Source organism: Motiliproteus sediminis (assembly GCF_017912535.1).
Taxonomy (GTDB): Bacteria; Pseudomonadota; Gammaproteobacteria; order Pseudomonadales; family Balneatricaceae; genus Motiliproteus; species Motiliproteus sediminis.
This window is the reverse complement of record NZ_JAERQK010000012.1, coordinates 55581-80857: the sequence shown is the minus strand read 5'-3', so window position 1 is coordinate 80857 and position 25277 is coordinate 55581. Positions and strand designations below refer to the sequence as shown.

General features: G+C 59.0%; 22 protein-coding genes. 18 read left to right on the top strand and 4 right to left on the bottom strand.

The genetic code is table 11. The features are described from left to right. The first annotated feature begins 1 nt into the window (after nt 1). Together JJQ76_RS16605 and JJQ76_RS16600 are read left to right on the top strand one after the other, a co-directional pair. Entirely contained in the window at nt 2-1363 is a 1362-nt protein-coding gene (locus tag JJQ76_RS16605; protein ID WP_210398084.1) for a B12-binding domain-containing radical SAM protein, read from the top strand. Beyond that, the gene (locus JJQ76_RS16600; protein ID WP_210398083.1) at nt 1363-2598 is read left to right on the top strand and encodes a glycosyltransferase family 9 protein; all 1236 of its coding nucleotides are present in this window, start codon (nt 1363-1365) and stop codon (nt 2596-2598) included. Before JJQ76_RS16605 ends, JJQ76_RS16600 begins: the two co-directional genes overlap by 1 nt. Here the strand turns inward: JJQ76_RS16600 and JJQ76_RS16595 are convergent. The 3 genes from JJQ76_RS16595 to ccsA are packed head-to-tail and all read right to left on the bottom strand — an operon-like array spanning nt 2573 to nt 5610. Beyond that, complete coding sequence (locus JJQ76_RS16595) at nt 2573-3802, bottom strand: glycosyltransferase family 87 protein (RefSeq protein WP_210398082.1); 1230 nt, start codon at nt 3800-3802, stop codon at nt 2573-2575. The genes JJQ76_RS16600 and JJQ76_RS16595 overlap by 26 nt on opposite strands. Nucleotides 3803-3824: 22 nt before the next feature. Next, complete coding sequence (locus tag JJQ76_RS16590; RefSeq protein WP_210398081.1) at nt 3825-4748, bottom strand: GW dipeptide domain-containing protein; 924 nt, start codon at nt 4746-4748, stop codon at nt 3825-3827. 43 nt (nt 4749-4791) lie between these two features. After that, nucleotides 4792-5610: a cytochrome c biogenesis protein CcsA gene (gene ccsA / locus JJQ76_RS16585; protein ID WP_210398080.1), complete on the bottom strand. Its 819-nt coding sequence runs from the start codon at nt 5608-5610 to the stop codon at nt 4792-4794. A gap of 134 nt (nt 5611-5744) precedes the next feature. Here ccsA and JJQ76_RS16580 point away from each other — a divergent pair, with 134 nt between their 5' ends. Genes JJQ76_RS16580 through JJQ76_RS16570 form a run of 3 tightly spaced genes read left to right on the top strand, consistent with a single transcriptional unit; the run spans nt 5745 to nt 8837 of the window. Beyond that, nucleotides 5745-7079, top strand: a complete 1335-nt coding sequence (locus JJQ76_RS16580) for a hypothetical protein (protein ID WP_210398079.1) — start codon at nt 5745-5747, stop codon at nt 7077-7079. Beyond that, nucleotides 7080-7769 carry a tetratricopeptide repeat protein gene (locus JJQ76_RS16575; protein WP_210398078.1) on the top strand — a complete coding sequence of 230 codons (690 nt, stop codon included), beginning with the start codon at nt 7080-7082 and terminating at the stop codon, nt 7767-7769. Between the two features lie 27 nt (nt 7770-7796). Further along, nucleotides 7797-8837, top strand: coding sequence for an Lcl domain-containing protein (locus tag JJQ76_RS16570; RefSeq protein ID WP_210398077.1), 1041 nt, complete (start codon nt 7797-7799; stop codon nt 8835-8837). A 62-nt stretch (nt 8838-8899) separates the two neighbouring features. Here the strand turns inward: JJQ76_RS16570 and JJQ76_RS16565 are convergent, their stop codons facing one another. Further along, a complete protein-coding gene (locus tag JJQ76_RS16565; protein ID WP_210398076.1) occupies nt 8900-10021 on the bottom strand; it encodes an NHL repeat-containing protein in 1122 nt (373 codons plus the stop codon). Between the two features lie 195 nt (nt 10022-10216). On the opposite strand from JJQ76_RS16565, the gene JJQ76_RS16560 reads away from it, so the two are divergent. The 13 genes from JJQ76_RS16560 to JJQ76_RS16500 all read left to right on the top strand — a co-directional run bounded on the left by JJQ76_RS16560 (nt 10217) and on the right by JJQ76_RS16500 (nt 25200). After that, nucleotides 10217-11326, top strand: a complete 1110-nt coding sequence (locus JJQ76_RS16560) for a c-type cytochrome (protein WP_210398075.1) — start codon at nt 10217-10219, stop codon at nt 11324-11326. Between the two features lie 20 nt (nt 11327-11346). Then, the gene (locus JJQ76_RS16555) at nt 11347-12327 is read left to right on the top strand and encodes a c-type cytochrome (RefSeq protein WP_210398074.1); all 981 of its coding nucleotides are present in this window, start codon (nt 11347-11349) and stop codon (nt 12325-12327) included. Further along, the gene (locus tag JJQ76_RS16550) at nt 12302-12817 is read left to right on the top strand and encodes a TlpA family protein disulfide reductase (protein ID WP_210398073.1); all 516 of its coding nucleotides are present in this window, start codon (nt 12302-12304) and stop codon (nt 12815-12817) included. Before JJQ76_RS16555 ends, JJQ76_RS16550 begins: the two co-directional genes overlap by 26 nt. Before the next feature lie 39 nt (nt 12818-12856). Next, entirely contained in the window at nt 12857-14332 is a 1476-nt protein-coding gene (locus tag JJQ76_RS16545) for a sensor histidine kinase (protein WP_210398072.1), read from the top strand. Further along, entirely contained in the window at nt 14332-16386 is a 2055-nt protein-coding gene (locus tag JJQ76_RS16540) for a two-component system sensor histidine kinase NtrB (RefSeq protein ID WP_246481080.1), read from the top strand. Before JJQ76_RS16545 ends, JJQ76_RS16540 begins: the two co-directional genes overlap by 1 nt. Nucleotides 16387-16401: 15 nt before the next feature. Then, nucleotides 16402-17745, top strand: coding sequence for a sigma-54-dependent transcriptional regulator (locus JJQ76_RS16535; RefSeq protein WP_210398070.1), 1344 nt, complete (start codon nt 16402-16404; stop codon nt 17743-17745). Between the two features lie 20 nt (nt 17746-17765). Further along, nucleotides 17766-18458 (top strand): tetratricopeptide repeat protein, encoded by a 693-nt coding sequence (locus JJQ76_RS16530; protein WP_210398069.1) that lies wholly within the window; start codon nt 17766-17768, stop codon nt 18456-18458. A gap of 37 nt (nt 18459-18495) precedes the next feature. Beyond that, the gene (locus JJQ76_RS16525) at nt 18496-18762 is read left to right on the top strand and encodes a c-type cytochrome (protein ID WP_210398068.1); all 267 of its coding nucleotides are present in this window, start codon (nt 18496-18498) and stop codon (nt 18760-18762) included. After that, the gene (locus JJQ76_RS16520) at nt 18762-19901 is read left to right on the top strand and encodes a ligand-binding sensor domain-containing protein (RefSeq protein WP_210398067.1); all 1140 of its coding nucleotides are present in this window, start codon (nt 18762-18764) and stop codon (nt 19899-19901) included. Before JJQ76_RS16525 ends, JJQ76_RS16520 begins: the two co-directional genes overlap by 1 nt. Nucleotides 19902-19919: 18 nt before the next feature. Next, the gene (locus JJQ76_RS16515; RefSeq protein WP_210398066.1) at nt 19920-21149 is read left to right on the top strand and encodes a ligand-binding sensor domain-containing protein; all 1230 of its coding nucleotides are present in this window, start codon (nt 19920-19922) and stop codon (nt 21147-21149) included. Between the two features lie 199 nt (nt 21150-21348). Then, nucleotides 21349-22314, top strand: a complete 966-nt coding sequence (locus tag JJQ76_RS16510) for a cytochrome c3 family protein (RefSeq protein WP_210398065.1) — start codon at nt 21349-21351, stop codon at nt 22312-22314. An 84-nt stretch (nt 22315-22398) separates the two neighbouring features. Then, nucleotides 22399-23397, top strand: coding sequence for a peptidylprolyl isomerase (locus JJQ76_RS16505; protein WP_210398064.1), 999 nt, complete (start codon nt 22399-22401; stop codon nt 23395-23397). 84 nt (nt 23398-23481) lie between these two features. Beyond that, nucleotides 23482-25200 carry a hypothetical protein gene (locus JJQ76_RS16500; RefSeq protein WP_210398063.1) on the top strand — a complete coding sequence of 573 codons (1719 nt, stop codon included), beginning with the start codon at nt 23482-23484 and terminating at the stop codon, nt 25198-25200. Nucleotides 25201-25277 lie beyond the last annotated feature (77 nt).

Genomic DNA, 25277 nt, shown 5'->3' with positions numbered 1-25277 from the left:
GGTGAATACTCACTTGCAAGATGCGAGCAAAGGGGTGCTGTTGGTTCGTGCCCAGAGCCGGAAGGCAGCGGCGCACCCTCGTCATCGGCATCCCCCCCTCAGTTTGTTGTACGCCCAAGCGGGCCTCGAGCGCGCGGGGCTGAGTTGTCAGTTGTGGGATCAGTGGGTTCGTTCAACGCCGCCAGAGCTGGACTGGCACCCTTCAGTGGTGGTGGTGATGGGCCAGAGCGAGTGCTTGGAAGAAGCGGCTGCGCTGGCCCGCTGGGCAGGTTCTCTGGGTGCCAAGACGGTAGCGGTAGGTCAGCAAGCCTATCACTACCGCGACAGCGCCGGTGTCGGTCCGTGGGACTGCATCCTTGAAGGGGAGTTTGAGCTGGCGCTGGCAGGAGTCGTCGTGGCGCTGCTGCAGCCGGCGCCCCGACTGATTCAGGGTAAGCGCTACCAGCGCGTGCTGGTGGACGACCCCGATCAGTTGCCGAGGTTGAGCGTATCGATGGATCAACTGGATCATTACCCCTTTCCTCTTCCGGTCCGCGGGCGTGTGGTGCGCCGATGGGGCTACGTACAAACGGCCTGGGGCTGCCCCTACGCCTGTGATCACTGTACTGATGTGGTGCGCAAGTCCAGTGGCAGCCGGTTGCGCCGCCGCCGCGTTGGTGCCGTGCTGGACGATATCGCGGTGCAGTTGCAGGCGGGTGCGGAAGGGATCGTGTTTGAAGACGATACCCTGTTCTGCAGTCCCGCCCATCTACGTGCGCTCTGTGACGGGATCGCCCAGCGGGGCTGGGATTTCCCTTGGGTCGCCAACGCCCGGCCAGACGAGCTTGACGAGGCGCGGGTGGCATTGGCAGCCGGGGCGGGGGCGGTCCTACTCAAGCTGGGTATCGAAACCGCGGATTCGTCGTTGGCGCAGGCTATTGGCAAACACCGGTCCGAGTCCAGCTGGCGTGAACTCTGCGAGTCCGGACTGCAGCGGTTACAGCAGCATGGGATCGGTGCGTTGGCGCTGCTGATGACTGGGATGCCGGGGGAGACGGCTGACCAGCACCAAACCACCCGGGGCTGGTTGCGGCGTCAGCCGTTGGATTACGTGCAGGTGCAGCTGTTTACCAGCTATCCCGAGATTCAACTGGCGGTGACGCCGGGCTCTGAAGGCGGTTCCCATTACCGTGCCGGGGATTCGCCCGAGCGACAGCGCCATCTTCGCTGGCAGCAGCGTCTCTATCGGGGGTTCTATCTCCGTGCGGGCTTTGCCCGGCATCATCTGCGTCACCATTGGCGTTGGTACCTGCGCCCCTCCCACTGGGTTCGCCTGTTGCAACAGGCTGCCTTCGTGCTGTCCGCTGGCAGGAGCAACGGCTGATGCTGTCTGCGGATCTATTGCGGCGCCTTGATCGCTGGCTCGGGTTGCCGCTGGTGTGGATGTTTGGGTTGCTGAGGTTGCTGCTACGTTACTGGTATCCCGCCGCGGCTAACCGTCAGGGGCCGCTGCTGGTGATCCAGTTGTCGGAAATGGGCAGTGTGATCATCGCCGAACCGGCGTTACGAGAGATCGGCCATCACCAGGGCCCATTTCATTTTCTGACTCTGGAGCGCAATGCCGACTGCCTGGCGCTGTTGCCGGCGCTGCCTCTGGAACGGGTGTTTGTGCTTCGTGATCGTTCCCTGTGGCTGCTGGCATGGGACAGTCTGCGCTTTATTCGCTGGAGCCGGCAGCAGCGCTTGGGGGCGGTGCTCGATCTGGAGCTCTTCTCCCGCTTCAGCACGCTACTGGGGCTGTTCAGTGGCGCATCCCGGCGAATAGGCTTTGGCCATGCCGGCGAAGGGTTGTCTCAAGGGGGGCTGGTGACCGAACCCGTCGCCTATAACTCTCATCGCCACATGCGGGACAATTACCTGGCGTTGGCGCGGCAGCTGCTTGGCCAGGACGTTGCGGGGTGTTCGCCAACGGCGAAGGACGTGCTTAATCAGGTCACCCCGTTCCCCTACGATGGGGCTGCGGAACGGTCGGTGGGGCAGCGTGTGGCATGGTTGTTCAATCCATCGCCCCGCAAACCGCGGCGGCGGATTCTGGTACAGGTGGGGGCCGAGGGTGTACTGCCGCAACGCAACTGGCCGCGGGCGCACTGGGTCAGCGCCATCGGCGGGCTGGTTAGCGAAGAGGGCGCAGAGGTTGTTCTCTGTGGTCGTCAACAGGAGTGGGCCGCGGCTGAACTGATCCGTCAGCAAGTGGACTCACCTCTTTGCGTCAACGCCTGTGGCCTGTTTGCTGTCGCAGAGCTGCCGCACCTCTATCGCAATGCGGATCTGCTGCTGGCGGCGGACTCGGGCCCGGCCCACTTCGCAGCGGTTGCGCAGTTGCCGGTACTGGTGCTGTTCGGGCCGGAAACACCCGCATTGTTCCGACCGCTCGGTGAACACCGCGTACTGTATGCGGGACTGGCCTGTTCGCCCTGTGTGTCCGCCGCCAATCACCGTTGTACCCAGTGTCGCGACAACCGCTGTATGCAGCAGATCCTGCCCGCCGAGGTAGTGGCGAGCGCCCGTCAGATGCTGGCTGATAACGCAGTGGTCAGGCTGGCTTCCCGGCGGGCATGATACGCCAGCGCTGCAGGCAGAGTGCCAGCGTGAGCACGGCGGGCAGCGGCCCGAAGTGGATCTCTGCCTGCCAGGCTGCAGGGTATAGGGCGAGCATGACAATGCCGATGCCTGCAAGTTGATAACCGTGGTGGCGGGGGCCCGGGTGATCACGCATATCCGTGTAAAGCCAGGCGAGTGCCAGCCCCAGCAGAGTGAGATCGTACAGATAGGCCAGCGGGGTTGTGAGCAGCGTTGCGGCGCACAACAGTGCCGCTTTGAGTGGCAGCCGGTGGTTGTTGTTGGCACTGTGGCGCCAGTATTTCCAGACCAGTAGCGCTGCCAGGGTGCCTACCGCAAGGTGGAATGACCAGGCGGCGAGATTCGACGCCCCGTAGAACTTGGCCCATCCCACCGGTGTGATCATCGGCTGATACAGATACGCACCGCTACCGATGCCGGCAAAACTCGCCGTAATGCTGTCCAGAAACGCGCTCCAGTGCGACCAGCCAAAGGCCAGCGTAGTGCTGGCTACGAGCGCCAGCACTACGGCGCTGGCGGTAGTAAATACCCACCAATAACCGCCGGCGGCGAGCGCCAGCGGAATGAGCAGTCCCAGATGGGGTTTGAAGGCGGCAAGGCCGATCACGACCCCGGCGAGCGTAGGGTGGCGCTGCAACAGGTTCAGTCCGATACCGATCAGTCCAGCGGAGAAAAAGCCGGTCTGCCCATAGCCCAGGTTGAACAGGGTTGAGGGGGCGGCAAGGCCGACGCCCACGCTGCTGCGGTGGTGGTTAAGCCACAGGGCCAGCAGGTAGAGTGTCAGGCCAGCGATGGACCAGCTGATGAAAGCCCACAGGTAGGGTATGCGTGCCAGCGGCAGTATCAGTAGTGAATAGGGTGGGGGGTACATCCACGCGGCATAGTGATGCTGGTGAATCTGGGCCTCGGTGAGCTTGAAATCATAGGCGGCGTTGGCGGCATAGTAGTCGGCCAGCAGCATCCGTTCTGGTACGTAGAGGTTGTGCGCGGGTTCGTAGCGAAGCAGTACCGAGCCGGCGTAAGTCGAAGTGAAGTCGGTAAATAACGGTGCCTGGCCCGCTTCTGCCCGCTGGTAACCGCGGTAGTGGTCGAGAGCAACGAAGCCGGCGTACGCCAGCAGCAACACCACGCCCGCTGCGAACAGCAGGGCGTGGCTTCGAAGATGCAGGCGGCTACGCGTCATTCGTCTGCGAGCCGGGGTGCGCTCAGTTCAGGCGATTGACGCCGCCGGCGAACAGAATTTCGTCAAAGGTGCGGCCCAGTGACGGGCTGTTGAAATTGCGCATGGTCGCCGCACCTGACCAGGAGATGGTGTCGCCTACGCTGACATCGGCTGCGGGAGCCGCAACCCAGACCTTGCCGTTACCGGTATCGACCTCCATGTAGGAGTAACCGCCGGAGGCTTCGGTGGAGAGCACCGTGCCCTGACTGAGGTTGGCCTGCAGTGCCTCGGGGCTGACTTTGCGCACCGCGCCGGCAAAATAGATGGTGTCGAAGGTGCGGTTAAGGGCCTTGCTGGTAAAGTTATGCATGGCCGCAGCGTTTGACCAGGAAACGTATTCGCCCGCTGCGATGTCTCCGGTCTGGGTCACCGCCAGCCATACGTTGGTGCCGTTGCGATCGACCTCGAGGTAGGTATAACCGCCGGCATTCTCACTGCTGACTACTCGGCCACCGTTATCACCCTGCTGCGCAGCGAGACCGGCAACGGCGGGCCCTCGTGCCTGCAGGCGGGTGGAGGCGTGATTGACCTCGAGACTGGACACGAAGTAGATGTCGTCGAAGGTTTGGTCAATCGCTTTGCTGTAAAAGTCGCGCATCAGCTTCTTGGCTCCCCAGGCAACGATGTCACCGGGATTCATTTCGGTGTCCGCACCGGCAATCCAGAAGGTGCTGCCGTTTTGCTCGACCTCGGCGTAGGTGTAGCCGGAGGCGGTTTGTGATTGCAGTACGCGACCCTGATTGGCAGCCAGACGGATCTTCATGCCTGCGTGGGGATCATTGGCGGTGGTGGTTGTGGCCGGTGCATTCGCGGTTGTTTTCTGGGCCGCGTCGTCGTCAGAGCAACCGGCCAGTAAAGCGAGGTGGCCGGCCATCAGGGTGGCAATGAACAGCTTGGATGATTTCATGTTGTTACCTTGGTAATGCCTCCGGAGGAGGAGTCTCTTCGTGCTATACCGCCCCTTGGTGGGGCGACATCGAAATAAAGGGTACACCGAAAAACGTCAGGAACGAGATGATAAAGACGATCAGTACCAGCGTGCAGGCGACTTTCGGTGGTATCTTCCAGGTGACCTTAGTATGCAACGCCAGTGCCATGAAAAGCCAGGCGATAAAGGACCAGGTTTCCAGCGGGTCCCAATCCCAGTAACGGCCCCAGGCATCCTGCGCCCAGACGGCACCGGCGACCAGCATCAGGGACTGAAAGATCAGCCCCAGTGCCATAAATCGGAATGCCAGCTCGATCAGGCTCTCATTATTGGGAAGCTGGTCAAATACGCCGCGCGCCCAGCGCGCCTGGCGGCAGAGGATCGCGCCTGCCAGAGCGACGGCGACCACCAGAGCCCCCATGAAAATCTTGCCAAAGCTGACGTGGACGTAGAGCCAGACGGTGTCGTAGGTTGGCGGAAACACGCTGGCACCGGGCGAAGCCAGCAGCAGCCAGGCCATCATCATAAATTGTATCGGAACCAGAAAGGCGGCGGTCGGTCTGATCGGAGGAAAGCGCCAGTAAACCAGGGCAAAGAACAGGGTGATGCTCCAGATGTTGCTGGAGAGGATCTCGAACATGGTCAGAAAGGGACCATGGTCGAGCCGAATCCAGCGGTAGCCGATAGCAATCGAGTGAGCCACCAATCCGGCCCACAGCAATCCCTGGAACAGATCTTCGGCGCGCTGTCGGAACAGCGTGGTTACAATCGCCAGCGAACCCGCTAAAACGTATATAATGAGCGCCGCCCAGAGAATAAGCAGCTCGGTTTCAATGGTCATGGAGCGTTGGGTTTTGCCCTCGGTCGCGGTGGTCGAACTATACCCTGATCGGCAGGTGGATAGAAGAGAGCCTTGCGCCCTCTTCTAACAGGGTGAGACAGCATTCACCGCTATAGTTTCAATCGGGAAGTGTGTTGCAGATTTTTATTTCTCCTACAGCAACAGCGTCGCCATCGGCCGCAATTGTCGAGGGCGGTTGGTATGCGCTGGCGCTGGCCGCTCTGGCGCTTGGTAGTGTGATGGCCGTGGTGCTGGTGCTGGCTAAGACACCCTGGTTGGCGACGGCGCTCGGCCTCGATCAATTCTTTCCGGTGGCTTTGGTGTATCACGTCAATCTGACCATTCTGCTGTGGGTCAATGCGGTGGCCGCGTTGCTCTGGCGGCAGGCTTTTGTGTGCAGGTGGCCGTTGCTGGATGGATTGGGATTATGGCTGGCCGCTGTTGGCGCTGTGACGCTGTTGTTTCCTCTCGGAGGGGCCCCGACGGCGGTTCTCAGCAATTATGTTCCGGTCATCGATTCTCACTGGTTTGTCGGTGGCTTGGCTGCCTTCATGGCGGGGGTGACGCTGCACCTGATCAACCGGCTGCCCGCCTTGATCGCCGGTCTGGTGTCGCTCCGGCGAGACGGTGAGTGGTTGCTGGCGCTGGCGGGGTTTGCCTGGCTGATGGCGATCGTGGTGCTGCTGATCACCGGTTGGCAGCTGCAGCCGCTGCAGCACTGGACGCAGCAGGCAGAGCTGCTGTTCTGGGGTGGGGGGCACGTGATCCAGGCGGTGAATCTGTTGCTGTTGTTGGCCGTGGCGATGAGACTTGCCGGTGCCCGCGTCAGCGAGTTTACGGCGCGGCTATTGCAATCCTTCATGCTGGCGGCGCTGGTGGCAGCGTTGGCTATCGCGCTTGCCTATGACCCGGCCTCCGCCGAGTACCGCCAGCTGTTTACGGGATGGATGCGCTTTTTTAGCATTCCGTTGCTACTGTTGCTGTTTTGGCCGTTGTGGTCAGCCCATACGGGACGGGAGCGGCGCGAGTCGATCGCGCTGCAGGGCGCCTTGGTGCTGCTGCTGCTGGGGGCGTTGGTGGGGGCAGCCATTCGCGGCGACAATCTGTTGGTGCCCGCCCATTACCATGCCATGACCGGGGCACTGAACCTGATGTTGATGGTCTTTCTTTACCGTCATTATGGCAACCTGTCCGCCAGCGGCTCGCATTGTCGCCAGTTGCGGCTCTATTTACTCGGGGTGGTGATGATGGTGATCGGCCTGGCGCTTTCCGGCTGGTTGGGCGTAGGTCGAAAGCTAGCTGGTGACGCACAAGGTCTGGCCGGAGTGGCAGAACACGCTGCGTGGGGGCTGATGGGCGTGGGTGGTGCGCTGGCATTGATGGGCTGTTTTATGTTCCTGTCGGCGCAGCTGCGGGCGGCCTGGCTGCAACGCCGTAACGGTCACGAGCTGCCGCTGGAGGTGAACTGAATGCGTACCAAGCTCGGGTTCCGCCGCTCCGTCGCCCTGCTGTCGGTTGTCTCGGCGATTCTGGTGGCCGGCTACCTGATCAAACTGCTGCCGGGTGACTGGAGTCTCACCACCGAACAGAAGGGGGTGGTGGGGGCGGTGCATGTGCAGCCGCAGCGAGAGATCGAGCCGGTGGAGTTCGATCGTGACGGCTGGCGGTTGCTGCCACCGGCTGAGTCAGCCGCGGGTGATGTGTCGGCACATGTTGATGCACAGCTGCGGGAGCAAACCCGGATCCTGTTTGAGCACGGCTTGGCGTTGCTGCAGCAGGGGCGTTACCCTGAGGCGGTCAGGGCGCTGGAGATGGTTATCACGGTGGCGCCGGCGATGCCGGAAGCGTTCGTCAATCTGGGATTCGCGCTCTACGAATTGAACGAATTTGACGCCGCCCGGGGCGCTTTTCTGCGGGCTATGGATTTGAATCCAGCGCAGGGGAACGCCTATTATGGCGCCGCGATAAGTTATGAAGCGCTGGGTGATCTGGAAGCGGCGTTGGGCACGATGCGCACCTTTTTGCACGTGACCGAGGGGTATGAGACGTTCAAGGCGCGTGCACGAGCTGCTATCTGGGAGTGGGAAGCGCGGCTGGGGCGGGTTGAAAGCGCGCCGCCAGGGGGCGTGGAGAGCGCCTCTCAATCCACTCTTCAATAACGGGACAGTCTAACCGGGAGTGAATCGTTGGTAACCAAACCTTTGGTCGTCGGGGTGGCCGCGGCTGCCGTCTTGAGTGCTGGCGGCGCGATGGCGCAAACTTGTGATCTGAATGCGTACGACAATATGCCGAGCAATCGTTTCGTGATGCTGGATGGAGGCGTGGTACGAGATAGGGTCACCGGGCTTGAATGGCAGCGCTGTGCCCTGGGGCATGATTTTGTTGATGGCAGCTGTCGTGACGATCCCAAAAAACAGGTGCGCTCGTGGTTCAGCTGGCCTGACGCGCTGGCCGAGGTTGAGCGGTTGCAGTCCGCCCCTCAGTTTCAGGGGTGGCGTTTGCCGACGGTACAGGAGCTGCGCACGCTGATCTATCGGCGCTGCCAGGACCCTGCCTTGAACACCGAGGTGTTTCCCAACGCCCCCGCCTGGTTTTACTGGACCGCGACCTCATTCGCCGAAAACCCGGATTACGCCTGGCAGGTCGACTTTAAAACCGGCGAGACCAATGCACACCTGAAAAGCAGCATCTCCTATAACGTGCGGCTGGTGAAAGGCGAACTCATTCCCACATCGCGAAAGCGCGAGGAGAAACCGGGAGATCCCGAGGATGAACGCTTGGCGGCGTGGGATGACGGCATCCACGATACCGCTGACGCTGACATCCTGCTGCTGCAGCACCCGAACGACGCCCTGGCGGGATTGCCGCGCGACGGTCATGATCGAGTGGATTGGGCCAAGGTTCTGGTAGATGGACTGATTCAGCCGCGGGCTAATCGTGAAGGCGATGGCGAAATGGTGGTGTGGGATCAGGACATTCTGTTTACCGATACCGCGTCAATGCCGCACGTTGTTTTCCCCCACAAACTGCACAGTATGTGGTTGGCCTGCGAGAATTGTCATGATGCTATTTTCCCGGCCCAGCGAGGCGGGGTGGATATCAGCATGGGATCGATCTATTCCGGTGAGCACTGTGGCGTCTGTCACGGCAAGGTTGCGTTCACTCCTAACGCATGCGAACGCTGCCATAGCGTGCTCCACGAGGGCTCGCCGACAAAGTGGTGGTAGTTTGTAGCTATCTTGGGAGTGTGCAAAAGGGCCGCTGATGCGGCCCTTTATGGCCAGTGCGGTTATTGGGGCGCGGAGGCTTGTCCCATCACGAAACTGCCCTGCGCCTCCGTCAGCGCGGCGGGGCGGAACACCTCGACCTTCTTGTGGTACTGATCCACCATGTAAACCCTGCCATCGTCGTCTACATCGATGCCGGAGGGCAGGAAGAACTCCCCGCGGGCGCCACGGGAGTGCCGTTCGCCGACAAACAGCAGCAGTTGACCGTCAGGGGTGAAAATCTGGAAGTTACCGAAGGCTGCGTCACTGACGTATACGCGGCCCTCGAGGTCGATGGCGATTCCCTTCGGGCGCGAGAAAGTGCCCCACTTCAGTCCGATGGAGCCGAAGCTGTCGACAAAGGTACCGTCGGCTTCGTAGATGTTGACCCGGAAGTTGCCGCTATCGACCACGTAGAGGCGATTGTCGGGCGAAATGTCGATATCTTTTGGCAGGTTAAGCGCCCCGTCGCCGGAGCCGCGGCGGCCGAAGCGGTAGAGCATCTCGCCGCTGGCAACGTCGTAGACCATGACTTCGTGCTTGGTGCTGGTGACGCCGCCGGTATCGACCACGTATAGGCGGGAGCCGTCGTTACTGACTGCGAGACTGCTGGCCAGTTCGAAGTCGGCACTGTTGCCGACACTCTTGATGTAGTTGCCTTCAGAGTCATAAATCAGCACCGTCTTGAGGGTGCCGTCGATAACATAAAGGTTGCCGGCATCATCGGTGTCGAGGTCGTAGGGGCGGCGCAGCATGCCCGGCTGCGTTTGGCCGATAATCTTGTAGTTGCGCTTGCCGGCGTCAAACATCATTACCCGGCGACCGCCGGGATCGCTGACCCAGACGCGGCTGCCATAAGCGGCGATACCGAAGGGTTTGGTCAGACCCACGCCGGTACGCTGCATGCCGGTCATGTAGCGCATGAACTGGTTCTCTTCCGAGTCGACCACGATGTCGGCGGAGCTACGAATCGTGCGCTCGTAGAAGAAACGTGCCTCGTCCGGTGGCTTGGGGTAGGGCAGCGGTGGCAGCTGTGGCGCTTCGTAGGTAGGAGGCGCGCAAGCGGTTAACGTGAACGCGCTCATCAGGCTCAGGGCGATAGCGACAAGGCGGGTGATGGATGTACGTGACTTGTCTGTTTTCATGGTTTCCTTGGTGATAAATATCAATCTGATACAGGGGCTTGCGGGCCACCTTATGGCTGTCTATGCTGCTGTCCCCGTAACGGCCCGAGTTCGAACCAACTTATTATTACGTGGTCATTGCTATAAACTAAGAGCCGTTACTTGACGCTGGTGTTAAGGCCGGTATTCCTGTTCCGTTTATGTGGCTATTCAAACATGACCTATTCAAAATTCAACCCGATTTTGTTTTTGATTTCGCTATTGTTGATCTCGCTCAGCGGGCTGGCTCGTGCTGATGAAGTCCACAAGCACGCTGCAACGGACGCGAAAACTTCGGGCGTTGACGCGGCGAAACTATACCATGACTTTTGCTCCGTATGTCACGGCGACCGCGGAGATGGTCGCAGTCAGGCGCAATCCGGGTTGAATCCGCCGCCGAAGAACTTCACCAGTCATAAAGTGGCGGCAGAGCTGACGCGTGAACGGATGATTCGCTCCATCTCGGAAGGTCGCCCTGGCACCGCTATGAGCGGCTGGTCCAAGCGCCTTGGGGACGAAGAAATTGCAGCGTTGGCGGACTTTATCCGCACCGAGTTCATGCCAGCGGTGACCACCGATGATAGTGATACGGGGCGGGCCATTTATGCCAAGAACTGTTCGGTTTGCCATGGCGATCGCGGCCAGGGCGCGATCTGGGCGCGCAGCGGGCTGACGCCTCCGCCGGCAAACTTTACCGATCCTGCGTTAGCTAACCTCAGTCGTGATCGGATGATCTTCTCGGTAACCTATGGCCGCCCGCAGACAGCGATGAGTGCCTGGGGGAAACGCTTCAGCGCTGAAGAGATCGAAGCGGTGGTGGACTACATTCGCACCTCGTTCATGCATGTGCGGACGCAAGCACCGGCAAACAACACTCCGCAGACCGCGTCCGGCCATGACCATGATGCCCATGGCCCCGCTGATATCATGGCCCCGTTGCCGATGGGGTTGATCGGTAATGCCAAGATGGGGGGCGACCTGTACCAGCAAAATTGCGCCGATTGTCACGGTATCTCGGGTGACGGCCAGGGACCGCGAGCCTACTTTATTTTTCCCAAACCGCGGGACTTCCGCCATCCGGCTGCGCGGGCCAAATATAGCCGCGCTCACCTGTTCGAGGTCATATCCGACGGTGTTGTCGGGAGCGAAATGCCCGCGTGGGATAAGGTGATGACCGATCAGGAGATCGCGCATATATCCGAGTACGTTTTCGACGCCTTCATCCATCAGCCGGCGGCCGCTGAGTTGCCGGCTGGCAGTCATGACCACGGCCAGCATACCCACTGAACCCTGTGCAGGAGCTAATGGTGTTGTACGGACGAGGTCTGTTGTGGGTGCTGGGTGGATGGTTGTCGATCTGTGCGGCGGCGTTTGGTGATGAGCGTCACGAGCAGGGCAGAGAGCTCTACAACTATCGTTGTTACTATTGTCACGGCTATTCAGGCGATGCCAAAACCCTGGCAGCCAGTTACATGACGCCGGCTCCGCGTGATTTTGCCAGCACCTCGCTGGATGCTCTCAGTCGGGAGCGGATGATTGAGGTGGTCACGCGGGGCGTTGAAGGCACCGCGATGAAGGGGTTTACCTACTATCTGTCACCGGTAGAGATCGAACTGGTGGTAGATTTCGTGCGCGAGGAGTTTATGGCCGAGCAGCGCGTCAACACCCTTTATCATACCGTGGAGAACGGTTGGCCCGACCATGATCGCTACCGGATCGCCTATCCCTTTGCGACCGGCGAGCTACCCATCGATATGCCGCAGACCGAGATGAACGCGCAGCAGCGCAAAGGCTTGCGCCTGTTTCTGACCAGTTGCGTCAGCTGTCATGATCGTGGTCGGGTTGAGGATGAAGGCGCGATCTGGGAGCTGCGAGCTATCTCTTACCCACGCAATAATTTCTCGTTCACCCAGTTTGACGGCACCACCTCTGCCAGTGTGTATGCCGAACATGATCAGGTTCCTCGCGTCGCGGGTTTGAGTGAGCAGGAGAAACAGGGAGAAGTACTGTTTCAGGAGAACTGTGCGTTTTGTCACGCTGCGGATGGCACCGGCAAGAACTGGATCGGCAGCTTTCTCGATGCCAAACCCCGTAATTTGACCGATCCCGAAATCATGCAGTCGATGACTGATGCGCGATTGCGCACGGTGATTGAAGAGGGGCTGGTGGGTACCTCGATGCCGGCTTGGAAGGCTGTGTTGTCCTCAGCGCAGATCGATGCGCTCGTAAGTTATATATCGCGGGTGTTCCACCCGGTGGCAGATGACCCGGTTCAACCCCCTCGTTAGCGCGCTGGCGCTATCGCTGGCGCTGCTGGTAACGGCATGCAGCGAGCCGTTGCGTGAACCAGAGCTGTCGCTGGAGGGGGTCGAGCTGGCGGATCTGGATGGCAATCTGCGCCCCCTGCTTGATGGGTCCGGCCGAGTTCGGATTGTCAATTTCTGGGCGACCTGGTGCGCGCCCTGCCGCGAGGAGATGCCGGCGCTGCAGGCCTTGGATGATATGCTCGATGATGCACGTTATCAGGTGGTCGGGGTTACCGTGGACCGCGACCTGAATCTGGTGCGCGAGTTTCTGCTTAAGTACGGCATCCGTTTCAGCCAGCTATCCGACCCGGCGATGCAGTTGGCCTCGGAGCGGGTTGGTGTTCGTGCGTACCCGGAAACGTTGCTGGTGGATGAGACCGGGCGTGTTATTGATCGCGTTGTTGGGGTTCGCCCCTGGGATGACCCCGAGTTCATAACCGCCTTTCTGGCACCTGTGGATGACAAGGATTGAGGTAGGGTTATGGGTACGCCTGCACAAGAACTTCCACTGATGCGATCCCTCAAGGGAAAGAGCGCGCTGTTTCTGGTGGTTTTGTTCACTTACTGCCTTGGACTGGCCGCGTATGTGCTGTATCAAAAGGGATTGTTGGTTAGGCAGCTGGAGGAACTGACCCGGATACAGGAGCGTGAAACCGTTCTGGTGGAGGCGGATCTGGCGGCTTTCTCGGCGATAACCGACCTTTTCGTGATGACCGATGTGGGTGGTCGCGAAGACGTTCTCAATCGCGTTCATCTTCACTTCACCCAGCTGCAGCAGCGTTATGCCCGCTTGTTGGTGCTGTACCCCGATCGCGCACCGCCGTTTAAGGAGATGCTGCGCAAGCTGGCCGAAACGCTGGTGCAGCCGACCCCGGAAGCGATGGCACTGCTGCGCCGAGAGTTGGCCGATAATAAGCGTCGGCTCGACGAGTTGATGAACCAGAATCGGGAGATGCGTCAGCAAGCAACGGCGGCCTATTTGGCCCGCAGCGATCAGGTGGCGTTAGTGTCATTGTTGCTGGGTGTGGTCGGTTTGGCGCTGCTGGGTTTCGTTGTGGCACTGTTCTTCGGGCGTTTGACGCGAGACCTGCTGGGGCTGCATCGCCGGGTGGGTCAGATCGTCACCGGTTACCGCGGGGCTCCGCTGGAACGGCACCGTGAAGATGAACTGGGAGAGTTGATCTCCGGTGTTAATGCCATGGCCAATGACCTGCGTCAGCGCGAGCAGGAGCTTGAGATCGAGCGCCAGAAGCAGTTCCACCTCGACAAGATGGGCACCATTGGTCATGTGGCGGCGGGTGTTGTGCACGAAGTCGGCAATCCGGTAGCTGCCATTATCGGGCTGGCCGACGAGGCCCGCGGGTTGCTGCAAGAGAATACACCGGAGGCGGTGGAGTCTGGGCGCTCCAACCTGACGATGATCTCGGATTACGCCGAGCGGTTGAGGCAGATTACCGAGGACCTGGCAGCGCTGAACCGTCCCCAACAGGAAGAGTTCTGTCTGCTCGATCTGAACGAGTTGATCGATGGGGTGGAGAAGGTGCTGCGCTACGACGAGCGCTGGTACGGGCTGCGACTGCAGTTTGATCTTGACCGTTCGATGCCCGCCTTGAACGGGGTGTCTGACCAGCTTTCCCAATTGGTGATGAATCTGGTGGTTAACGCCTGTGAGTCACTTGAGGTGGCGCGGCCAGCTAATCCGTTGGTGTGCGTCACCACGGCGGCAATTCCCGGTGGCGTGCGCTTGGTGGTTGAAGACAATGGGGGTGGCATGAGCGAGGAGGTGCGCGAGCGCGCCTTCGAAGCGTTTTACACCACCAAGGAGAGCAAAGGCTCGGGATTGGGGTTGTTGCTTTGTGGCTCCATTGTGTCTGCGCACCATGGCAGGCTGGCGATCTTTAGCCAGCCCGGAGAGGGGTGCCGTGTTGAGGTGGAGTTACCCTTGGAGGCACCGGTAGCCGACGTTGACGAGGATGAGTCGTTGTGATGCAGGCGTTCGAGGAGCTGCGCACCCACTTTCGTGCCAACCCGCTCTCCTGGCTGGTGGCAGCGCTGCTGGTGACCTTGTTGGTGCTGGTGGCGTTCTTTCTTTATCACATGAACGTGGGGATGCGTCGAGAGGCTCTGCTGCATGACCAGCAGCAACACCTGCAGCTCACCGGACAGTTGGTAGAGCAGCGCGCCCAGTTGGCGCTGGCAGAGCTGCGCGCGATTGCGGAGCATCATCGAGACGACCTGCTGCAGCAGCGCCGGCTGGCGCTGGCCGAGCGCCTCCGGGCGTTATGCGATCAATACGGTGATGTCAGCGGCTTTCGCGTCGGGCGTGGGTCAGGCGACTCGGTGCTGGAAGTCAGGTGCAATCAGGCGACCTCTGCAGAGCTGCCCCCGGGGTTGGCGCATGTGCCCGGGCCAACCGCAATCTATCGTTACCGTGCGGGGAGTCACCGGCTTGAGGAGCAGGTGATGGTGGTGCAGTGGCGCGAATTTGATCCTCGCGGCGATGAAGAGACGTTTTGGCAGCTTTTCTACTCCCTTGATCGGGTCGGTGACGAGGTTGAAACGGCGCATGGCATAGAGGCCGATATTTTGTTGGTCACCGGGCCCGCCGACTGGATGGACGTGGTCGCGGCTCCCGGCATGACCTTGGTGAGCGGGGTGTGGGGGCAGCTGGGCGATCACCATCCGGTGGAAAATGCACACGGAATATTTATCGGGCGTGATCTTAGTCTGCGTGATCCGCTGGACCGCAGCACCATTGCTGAGTGGCGGCTGGTTGCGCATGTGCCGGCTGCGGCGCTGGCGCGACTCTGGAACGGTTTTTACCGTGATTTGGCGGTCACTGTGGCCGTTTTCGTGCTGGTGCTGATCGCTTTGTACCTCTATTCCCGCCGGATTATCGGTGAGCAGGTCCGCATGGTGCGTGAGCTCAAGGATAAACAGGTCTTCCTCGACAGCCTGCTCAATAGCAGTCCGGATGCGATGCTCACTGTTGCAGTTGATGGCGCGATCGAAAGCCACAATGGACGCGCGGAGGTGTTGTTTGGATTCCGCCCCGGCGAACTCGAAGGGCTGTCGGTTGAGCGAATACTGCCTTCTGACTATCAAACCTGCGATCAGGATTATGCGGCTATTTATCAGCTGCTGGCCGATCAGCCGCAGGGCTTTACCCGGGAGGAACTGGTCGGAATCCGTCCGCAGGGCGAGGTGTTCCCGGTGGAGGTGACCTACTGCCGCTTGAAAATGCCGGACAAGCCTCGCCTGTTGCTGATTATTCGTGAGGTGACCGAGCGCAAGGTGGCGGAACAGGAGCTGGACAACCTGCGGGTGCAGTATTTCCAGCAGGAGAAGATGGCTCAGATCGGTTTGCTGATGGCGGGGATTCTACACGAGGTGGGGAACCCGTTGGCCGCCATCGAAGGGCTTCTCGGCGAGGTGATCTACCTCGATGGCGAGACCGAAGGCGGGCGTCTCGATGATCACAGTCGTCGCAACCTTGATATGGTGCTGGAGCAGGCGGCCCGGATTCGCGCGATCTGTCACGATGTCTCGGGGTTCGCTTCGCCACGGCAGAATGAGCGTGGGCCTCTGAGTCTCAACCAGATCCTGCAGAGTACGGCAACCTTGCTGGGCTATGACAAGCGCTGGCGCCAGATCGGGCTGGAGTTGACGCTTGATCCGATGTTGCCGGCAATGGACGGGGTGGCCGATCAGTTGACGCAGGTGTTTATGAATCTGCTGGTTAACGCGGCCGATGCATTCGATGGTGTTACTGACGGGGCGGTCGTGAGCATCACCAGCCGCTGTATTGGTGAAGATTTACTGGAGGTCTGTATCCGCGACAACGGCGCGGGCATCGGTGATGAGGCGATTCGGCATATCTTCGACAGTTTCTATACCACCAAGCCGCAGGGCAAGGGAACCGGTCTGGGGCTGTCTATCTGTGAGCGGCTGGTTGAGGAGCATGGAGGAGCCATTGAAATCGAGTCTCGACAGGGCGAAGGTACGGAAGTGCGCCTGTTTTTCTTTACTGAATTGAGCTAGTCAGCGGATCAGTTTATGCGTGATTTAACCGTTTTGATTGTCGATGACGAACCCGCGCTGCGGCAGATACTGGGCAACGCGGTGGGCAAGGCCGGTTATCAGGTGCTGTTGGCGGAGAACGGCACCAAGGCGCTGGAGACCCTGGCCGCCGAGGTGGTGGATGTCGTGCTGTGTGATATCCGGATGCCGGATATGACCGGTATCGACGTGGTCAGCAAGGCGCGCGAGCAGGGAATCGAAACGCCGTTTCTGGTGATGACTGCGTTTGCGTCGGTGAATACCGCGATCGAAGCGATGCGGGTCGGTGCTTACGATTACATGGTCAAGCCGATCCGCAACGAGGATCTGCTCAACCGACTGGCGCAGATCGCCGATATGATCGGCCTGCGCAGTGAGAACAAAACCCTGCGCCGGTTGGTGATGGGGATCGATAGCTCCCACTGCGGTACCCGCTCGCCAGCGATGCAGCGGGTGGAGCGCTTGGTTGGGAAGGTGGCAGTGACTGACAGCACGGTGCTGATCACCGGCGAAAGTGGCACGGGTAAAGGTGTGACCGCACGGCTGATCCACCAGAACAGTCCTCGCCATGACGCCGCTTTTATCCCGGTCAACTGTGGCGCTATTCCGGAAAACTTGATCGAGAGCGAGTTCTTCGGTCATGCCAAGGGCGCATTTACGGGGGCGAGCAAAGACAAGAAAGGTCTGTTCCAGGAGGCGGACGGCGGCACGATCTTCCTCGATGAGATCGGTGAACTGCCTTTGGGGCTGCAGGTCAAACTCCTTCACGTATTGGAAGAGAAGGCTGTCCGCCCGGTCGGTGCTGAGCGCACGGTCAGTGTGGATGTGCGCATTATTGCCGCCACCAACCGTGATCTGGCGGCAATGGTTGAGGAAGGAAGCTTCCGTGAGGACCTGTTCTTTCGGCTCAATATCTTCAATATTGAGTTGCCGTCACTGCGAGAGCGACGCGAGGATATACCTGATCTTTTGCGCTTTTTCGTACGCAAAGAGGGGCGAAAAATGGGACTCGGTGATGCGGTAGAGGTGGAGCCAGAAGCCCGCGACCTGATCTGTCACTATGACTTTCCGGGCAATATTCGCGAGCTTGAGAACGTGGTGGCGCGGGCGTTGATTCTGGCCGAAGACAATATGATCCAGACCACCGATCTGCCGCAGCAGCTGTTGAAGTTGCAAACGGGGGTTGCCCGCAGCGGTCTGACATTGCGTGAGCAGGTGCGCCAGTTTGAGATCGATGCGATACGGCGTGCCATTGATGAGTGTGACGGGGATCGCCGCCAGGCGGCTAAAGTGCTGGGGCTGGGGTTGTCCAGTTTGTACCGCAAATTAGAAGATAGTTGAGAGCGTAAGGTGTGATGAGTATGACACGAGTGATAACTGCAGGGCTGGTATGGTTGCTGTTTGCGGGGAGTGCTTTGGCGGCAGAAGCCGTTCTCGAAGGTGAGCAGCTCAAACAGGAGCGACTTGGTTTTTATTACTTCGGTCGTGGCGATGTCGGCAGTGCCTTGCGATATCTGCTGCCGGTCGCTGAAGCGGGTCACGCCCTTTCCCAATACCGGGTCGGGTCCATGGAGGAGGCGGCGACCAATTTTGAAGTGGCGGAGCAGTGGTATCAACGGGCGATCAAGCAGGGAGTGCCGGAAGCGGCTCATGCGCTGGCCGGGATGTACGCCAACGGCTTGCTGGGACCTAAGGATCTGCCCCGTGCGTTTGAACTTGAGATGGTGGCTGCTGAGCAGGGATTTGAGCTTTCCATGAACTATGTCGCTAATGCATACGCTCGCGGTCTTGGCGTCGAGCAAAATCTGCCTGAGGCGGTTGCCTGGTATCGCAAGGCGGCGGATCAGGGGAGTGTGTTGGCGCTGAAAACCTTGATTCGGGCGCACAAGCGCGAGCAGTTGGGGTTTGCCAACGATCCTGTCGCGGTGCAGGAGTTGGAGAGTAAACTGGCGATGGCGGAAAAGGCGGATAACGAAGCGCGAATTGCCACTCGCCAAGCGGATTTCGAGACGCTTCGCGAAATCGAGAAGAGGTATTTAAACGGTGAGGGTTAGGCTAAAATCCACCCTCTTTTTATGTGGAATGTTGTCTGTGGCAGCCTTCAGGGCCGCCCAGGCAGCAGACCTGGACGAGGGTAAACAGCTGTATGATCGTTTCTGTGCGCGTTGCCACGGCGCAGACGGTTACCGAACCATTCCTCAGGCCGTTGACCTGGCGCGCGGGCAGGGGTTGATGAAAAGTAACCGTCAGTTGCAGCAGCGCCTCGAAGCGGGCAGCGGGCTTTGCCCCTCCTATCGCGGGTTGATGGAATCTCGCGACTTCACCAACTTAATTTCGTACATAAGGACTTTGCGTTAATGACAATCTTGACCCGCGCGCTGGCGCTACTGGCAGTGCTGGCCCTTTTGAGTGGCTGTGATTCGTCCGATAAATCTGAACCTGCAGCGAACACCCGGTCTGATAGCGCTACCGAAGATGATCTGGCCCAGTTTCTGGCCGCCCGGCCGGAAGTGAAAGACGTTTTTAACGTGGGTGACAGCGTTTATGTACGCTCGTTAGCGGTTGAAAACGAGTCCAATACGTTGTGGGTGGGCACCTCGCTTGGGGTCCACGAGATCGATCTCGACTCCGGTCAGGCGCGCAACACCTTTACTCGAGCTGACGGGCTTGCCAACGAGTATGTGTTTGCCATCGGTATCGATCCCGATGGCTACAAATGGTTCGGTACCAACGCAGGGGGGATGAGCCGCTACAAGGACGGGGAGTGGAAAACCTACTTTCCTCTGCACGGGCTAGCCGATTACTGGATCTATGCGTTTGCCAACCACCCTGACGGCAGTCTTTGGGTGGGTACCTGGGCGGGTGCAAACCGTCTGGATCGTAAAACCGATGAAATGGACACCTACGTTAAAGAGCTGATTAACGAGTGGGTTTATGGTCTCGATGTGGACGCTCAAGGGCGGGTTTGGTTTGGCACGGAAGGCGGTGTGAGTCGCTTTGATGGTAAGGAATGGGTTGCCTGGACCCATGAGGACGGGATGGGAGCTCCTAATGCTACCGGCTTGCCGTTCAGTACCAATACCGGTCTCGGGACGCGTTCCCGCCACGACCTGGGGGTCCTTGCGGGCGGTCAGGCGACCTACAACCCCAACTACGTATTTGCGCTTGAAGTGGCTGCTGACCAGTCGGTTTGGGTTGGAACCTGGGGCGGCGGTGTCTCCCGTTTTGCGGAAGGAGAGTGGACGAATCTCACCGTTGCCGACGGTTTGGCGGGTAATATCGTTTACAGCGTGTTGCAGGACTCCAGTGGCGTATTCTGGTTCGGCACTAATGCCGGGGTGTCTCGTTATGACGGACGTTCGTGGCAAACCTTCAACAGAGGCAATGGCCTACCTGGTAATGATGTATACGCACTGGCTGAAGATGCTCGTGGTGATATCTGGGTCGGAACCCGGGGTGGTGTCAGCCGTATTGGGCTGGCGGGTGCGGACAAGTAGTGGTTTAGGAGAGATAACGTGAAATTGGATTGGAAAGGTGCAGGTACTCTGGGTGTCGTTGCTGGCGGTTTGGCACTGGCCGCATGGATTATCGGACAAGGCCCTTCGCTCGAAGGTGATGCGCCAGAACCGGTGAAGGCCCCCGTCGCCCAGTCGGCTGCTCCGGCGATTCCCGCCTCGGCGGTGGCGCCTGCCACTCCCGCGCACAGCGAGTTGCCCAAGAGCAAGTTTGTCCATTACCGCGTCGGTAGCCGTAACGTGAAGTCGATGTATGCCGATGCGGACGGGATTATGTGGGTCGGCACCTCGGGGGGCGTTGTTCGCTATGATGTTGCGAATGACGACTACCGCCACTATGACGTGCGCAATGGGTTACTGGCGAACGGTGTGTTTCATGTCAGTCGTATCGGGAATCGTGTCGCCGTGGGTACTTATGGCGGTGGGCTTGCCATGTATGATGAAGCCAAGGACCAGTGGCAGGTATACAACGTGCCGGAGGGCTTGGGTGATGCTTTTGTCTACGACGTGCTGCAATCCCGCAATGGTGATATCTGGATTGCGACCTGGACCGGGGTCAATCGCGTCAAAGGCGGTAAGCTCGATGATCTTGACGCCTGGGAAGTCTACACCGTCGATAATACTGCTGGCGGATTGCCGAACGACTGGGTGTATGGATTGGCGGAGGGTAAAAACGGCGAGATCTGGCTGGCAACCGAAGGGGGGCTGGCGCGCTACACCTATGGCGATGGCGGCTGGGCCAACTGGAAGCATGTTGATGGTCTAGGGGCGCCTTACGAGCAGGTTCGCAGCCAAAACAAGTTCACCCGGGATCCGGCGGATTACTCCAGCCATCACGCGCGGCAAAAAGTGGAGCAGGGGTTGCAGAACGTCAATACGGCCTATAACCCGAACTACATTGTGGCGCTGTCTGTGGCGCCCAATGGCGATGTTTGGGCCGGTACCTGGGGTGGTGGTTTGAGTCGTTTTGACGGCGAAGCGTGGCATACGTTAACCGTTACCGATGGCCTGCCGAGCAATCATGTGTTTATGCTGCACCATGATCGTGACGGTCAGCTTTGGGTTGGAACCAGTCACGGATTGGCGCGCCAGACGGAGAGCGGCTTCAAGGTCTTTACCACTGAAGACGGTCTATACTCCAACACGGTGTTTTCCATGGCGACGCAGGCCGATGGCGCACTGTGGATCGGCAGTTTTGGTGGTGTAGCCCGTATCACCGAATTGCCGTAACTCTCAAATCTGGGAATTTCGTTCTCTCAAGCGAGAGAATGCCAAGGGCGAAGAGGCGATCTCTTCGCCCTTGGTTTTTAAAAGTGTATGAAAATAAAGAAGTTTGTTTTTCTGGTACGAATCCTGCCTTTGTTTGGGCAGGGACGTATTTGAGAAGCTTTCGGGCTACAACAAAAGATCACGCAAAGTGGGGTTCATCATGATTAAGTCAGGCAAAAACAAGCTTGCACTTGCGATTGTAGGCGCAGCAGCGCTGGCGGTAGCAGGTCTGGGTACGGCGGGTATCAAGAATACGCGTCACAATTTGGGTTCATCTGCCGCAAGCAACGGCCCGGACAATAACCGTACCGATGCGACCGGCGAAATCTGTGTATTCTGTCACACGCCTCACGGTGCGGATAATGCCGCGGCGGTGCCTCTGTGGAACCGTGCGCTGGAATCCGATGCGGCTAATACCTACACCACCTATGACCAGTTGGGTACCAGCTCTCTGGACGGCGGTGTGGTTGCGGTCGGTTCGGTCTCTATTGCATGTCTGTCTTGTCACGATGGTCAGCAGGCGATGGACGTGATGATCAACGAGCCCGGTTCCGGTACTGATACCATCTCTGCCGGTACTTGGAGTGGGTCGACCTCTGACGGCTTGACAGGTGGTGACACCATGAACGATGCCAACTTCGGCATTACCTTTATCGGCACCGATCTGACCAACGACCACCCGATCGGCATTCAGTACGCCGGTGGTGGCGAGAGCGGTTCGCGCGGCGATGGTGAGGGTACTGTTTCCAACTATGCCGATACTGACTTTAAACCGGCCTGGAAGGGTACGGTAAACAACATGCCGATCTGGTGGGTGCCGACGGTTGCGGCAACCGGTTCGAGCGATATCGGTGATGTCGATGGTAACGGTGGTACCAAGGCGAGTGGTGCAAGCCGTACCGCGGGTACTGCGCCGACCTCTCGTAACAAGACCGACATGCAGCTCTATACCCGGCTGCTGGTCAGTCAGGGTGGTGGTATCTTCGATAGTGGCACCGATGGCGCTGCGGATGCTGAGCCTTACGTCGAGTGTGCCAGCTGTCACGATCCGCACACCGAGAACGCAACCTTCCTGCGGGTTGATAACTTCGGTAGCGGCGTGTGCTTGGCCTGTCACACTAAATAACCGACAAATTGTAAGTCTGTTATAATCGCGCGAGCTGGATTTCCAGCTCGCGCTTTTTTTTGTGTGTTGAATTGAGGGCTTGAGGTGAATAAGACGGTACTTCTGGGCTTGGGGCTGTGGTTTTGGCTGGTTGGTGCGAGTGTTGCGGCGGAGTCGGGGAAAGATTCGTCGCTGCTGTTTATAGAACCAAGTGTCTTTGCTGTGGTTGATGGTGACCCTCTGGATGCCGGAATTTTTCTGCGCCGTGTGCTGACCGAGATGCGCCAGACGTTCTACCATGGCCGCATTCCAGAGGCCGAGGCCAATCCATTCCGGCATAAAATTGCCAATCAGCTGGTGGATGAGTATCTGCTTGCCCGCGAGGCGATCAAGCGCGGCATTGAAGCTGATCGCGAAGAGGTGGCGGCAAAGTGGCAGTCTCTGGATAAGCGTAATGCCGGTGATCCGGAGTGGGCTGAGGCCAAGGAACGTTTGAAACCTGTATTTGAGGCTGACTGGGTTCGCCAGTCGTTGGCGGCACGGCTAATTGAGTCTGTACGGGCGGTGCCAGAGCCTTCAGAAGCAGAGGTTCGGGCATACTACCAAGAGCATCTGGACCTGTTCAAAGAGCCTGCCAGTCATCGTGTTTCGATTATTTTGCTGGGGGTTGATCCCGGTGCGGGTGAGGCAGCATGGGTTGATGCGGAGCAGCGCGCGGCCGAATTGGTAAAGGAGCTGGAAAATGGCGCCGACTTTGCCGAGCTGGCGATGTTGCATTCAACCGATTTTACCGCCGATCAGGGCGGAGATATGGGGGTGCTGCACGAAGGGATGGTTGGCGATGACGTGCAAAAGCTGGTTGAGACGATGGCGCCCGGTGATATATCTCAGCCCAAACGATTGTTGCAGGGGGTAGCGATTTTTCAGCTCGCGGAGCGGATAGAGTCGGTACAGCATCCCTTTGAGGCGGTGCAGGAGCGAGCGGGGCGTCTTCAGCGGCGCGACCAGGCCGCGCTCGCGGAGGAGTTGCTTCGATTCGAGTTGCGCCAGGCTGCCGATGTGCATCTGAATGAAGCGGTGGTGACGCTTCCTGGGCGGCAGTAGTCGCCGTTGGAGATGCGTGTTGGCCGAATCGGGTGGCCGGCGCTTAGGCTGTGGTCTGTGCGTTCGCTGCTGTCAGGAGTCTTGATGGTTCAGGCTGCCCCCGGCGTGGGGCAGCCGTTTTTCGTGTTCCAGCCATACACGCCCTATGTGTCAGGGGATACCCGATACACCTATGATCGCGATCTGTTTAATACCCGCGATTCGCGGCTGTCGTCGTCTCAGGATCTCGAGACAACCCTGAACGGGCGCTACGGTGGTCGCGGTTACCTTTGGCGCCCCTGGTTCTCACAGTTATCCTCTGATCTGGATGTGAATCTTAGTCATCGCGTTGCCAGCGGTGATACCAGTAGTGACGAGTCGGTTTCCTGGGATGGGTCGCTGTCGGCCTCTCTTGATCTGGTGCCGCGTAGCCATGTGCCGTTTAACTCGTCGCTGTTTTATTCTCGCGATGATACGCAGTCGGAGTTGTTGCGGTTGCGAATGCAGCAGGAGGTAAACACCTTTAGTCCGGTTGTACCTGACTATCGCTTCAGCTACGAGTACGAGAACCGTCGTCGGCGCACCAGTGAGAGCGAGCGTCACAACTTTTTGTCTCGTCTTGATGGTGACTACCGGCAGCATGATTACAGCGCCCAGCTGAATGTGCTGCAGCTCAATAATGAATCCTCTACTTCCGCCAGCGAGACCCTTACTTACGATTTGACCGCAGATCATCGCTATGACTGGCGCGATGATCTGTCTGTGTCGGAGTTTGTCAGTGCCTTTGATTCGACTACAGACAGTGGTGATTCTGAGGCTTGGGCCGGTGGAGCGCAGACGAATGTGATCGCAACCTGGAGTCCGCTGGGGAGTTGGTCCGGTAATGCGCTGCTGTCGGCGCGGCAGAACGAAAGTTCCTTTGAAGATACGTTCGACCGAACCAGTTTTCGTCAGACCGAATACACCGGTTCAGTAGCGTTGGAGTACCGTCCCAATAGCGATTTTCGTACCAGTTTGTCATCGACCTATTCTCACGTTGATCGCCGCGAGGATGGTGTCAGTGAGCAGTCCGATGTGGTTCTGTCATCCTTCTATACACCGGCGTTGACCACGCTTGGCGAGTTCGACTATCGGTGGGATGCCTCTGGGCGTTACCGGGTCGCGTGGGTCAATTCGGTGCGGACGGATGATGCCGATGCCGGGGTCGGGCATACCTTGAGTCGCCGTTGGGGTGGTCGTGGTTCTGAGTGGCTTTTGGATATCAATCAGGATCTTTCCAGTAGTTTTATCCAGGCGAGCGAAACCTCGGATGTGGTCGAGCTGAGTCAGCGGGCGTCGCTGAGTTGGCGAGGTGAAGCTGAGTCCTATCGGGATTATGCGCTGCTCTCGTTTTCTGATCGGCGCGAGTTTTTCGGTACTCGGGCCGAGGCTCAGTCGATTGACATGAGTTTTAATCGCCAAGGCGACCTAGGGCGGTTCAGTCGCTGGGAAGTTGATGTCAATTATCAGATCTTTCGTGAGGTTGGCGAGGATGGGCAGAGCTCTGTGGATGACGACGCCAGCTCTCGTGGCAAGTTGACCCTCCTGTATACTCGTGCCAATGTCTGGGGCATCTTTAACCTCTACTTCCGTTCCGAGTTGGACGCGCAGTTGGACTATGAAAAAGAGGATGACAGCGTAATGCGCGACAGTCGCTGGGAGAATGCGCTGGAGTACCGTTTGGGGCGTCTTTCTTCGGAGTTGTCGGTGGAGGTTACCGAAGCGGATGATGGTGCAACAGGGGCGTTGTTCTTTGAAGTGCGCCGGCGGTGGGATAGTCGTTAACGCAGCTGCGGCTGAGCAGAATGGCTGGTTTCATTGTCCTAGCTCAATAGAACCGAAGTTTCGCCGCAAAATTGCGC

Bases quoted from the DNA above. Each gene is read 5' to 3' on its own strand.
- JJQ76_RS16575 (WP_210398078.1), top strand. From the start codon at position 7,080: ATGCGTACCAAGCTCGGGTTCCGCCGCTCCGTCGCCCTGCTGTCGGTT.
- JJQ76_RS16600 (WP_210398083.1), top strand. From the start codon at position 1,363: ATGCTGTCTGCGGATCTATTGCGGCGCCTTGATCGCTGGCTCGGGTTG.
- JJQ76_RS16550 (WP_210398073.1), top strand. From the start codon at position 12,302: ATGACCCGGTTCAACCCCCTCGTTAGCGCGCTGGCGCTATCGCTGGCG.
- ccsA (WP_210398080.1), bottom strand. From the start codon at position 5,610: ATGACCATTGAAACCGAGCTGCTTATTCTCTGGGCGGCGCTCATTATA.
- JJQ76_RS16535 (WP_210398070.1), top strand. From the start codon at position 16,402: ATGCGTGATTTAACCGTTTTGATTGTCGATGACGAACCCGCGCTGCGG.
- JJQ76_RS16565 (WP_210398076.1), bottom strand. From the start codon at position 10,021: ATGAAAACAGACAAGTCACGTACATCCATCACCCGCCTTGTCGCTATC.
- JJQ76_RS16530 (WP_210398069.1), top strand. From the start codon at position 17,766: ATGACACGAGTGATAACTGCAGGGCTGGTATGGTTGCTGTTTGCGGGG.
- JJQ76_RS16545 (WP_210398072.1), top strand. From the start codon at position 12,857: ATGCGATCCCTCAAGGGAAAGAGCGCGCTGTTTCTGGTGGTTTTGTTC.
- JJQ76_RS16595 (WP_210398082.1), bottom strand. From the start codon at position 3,802: ATGACGCGTAGCCGCCTGCATCTTCGAAGCCACGCCCTGCTGTTCGCA.
- JJQ76_RS16510 (WP_210398065.1), top strand. From the start codon at position 21,349: ATGATTAAGTCAGGCAAAAACAAGCTTGCACTTGCGATTGTAGGCGCA.
- JJQ76_RS16500 (WP_210398063.1), top strand. From the start codon at position 23,482: ATGGTTCAGGCTGCCCCCGGCGTGGGGCAGCCGTTTTTCGTGTTCCAG.
- JJQ76_RS16560 (WP_210398075.1), top strand. From the start codon at position 10,217: ATGACCTATTCAAAATTCAACCCGATTTTGTTTTTGATTTCGCTATTG.
- JJQ76_RS16590 (WP_210398081.1), bottom strand. From the start codon at position 4,748: ATGAAATCATCCAAGCTGTTCATTGCCACCCTGATGGCCGGCCACCTC.
- JJQ76_RS16520 (WP_210398067.1), top strand. From the start codon at position 18,762: ATGACAATCTTGACCCGCGCGCTGGCGCTACTGGCAGTGCTGGCCCTT.
- JJQ76_RS16540 (WP_246481080.1), top strand. From the start codon at position 14,332: ATGCAGGCGTTCGAGGAGCTGCGCACCCACTTTCGTGCCAACCCGCTC.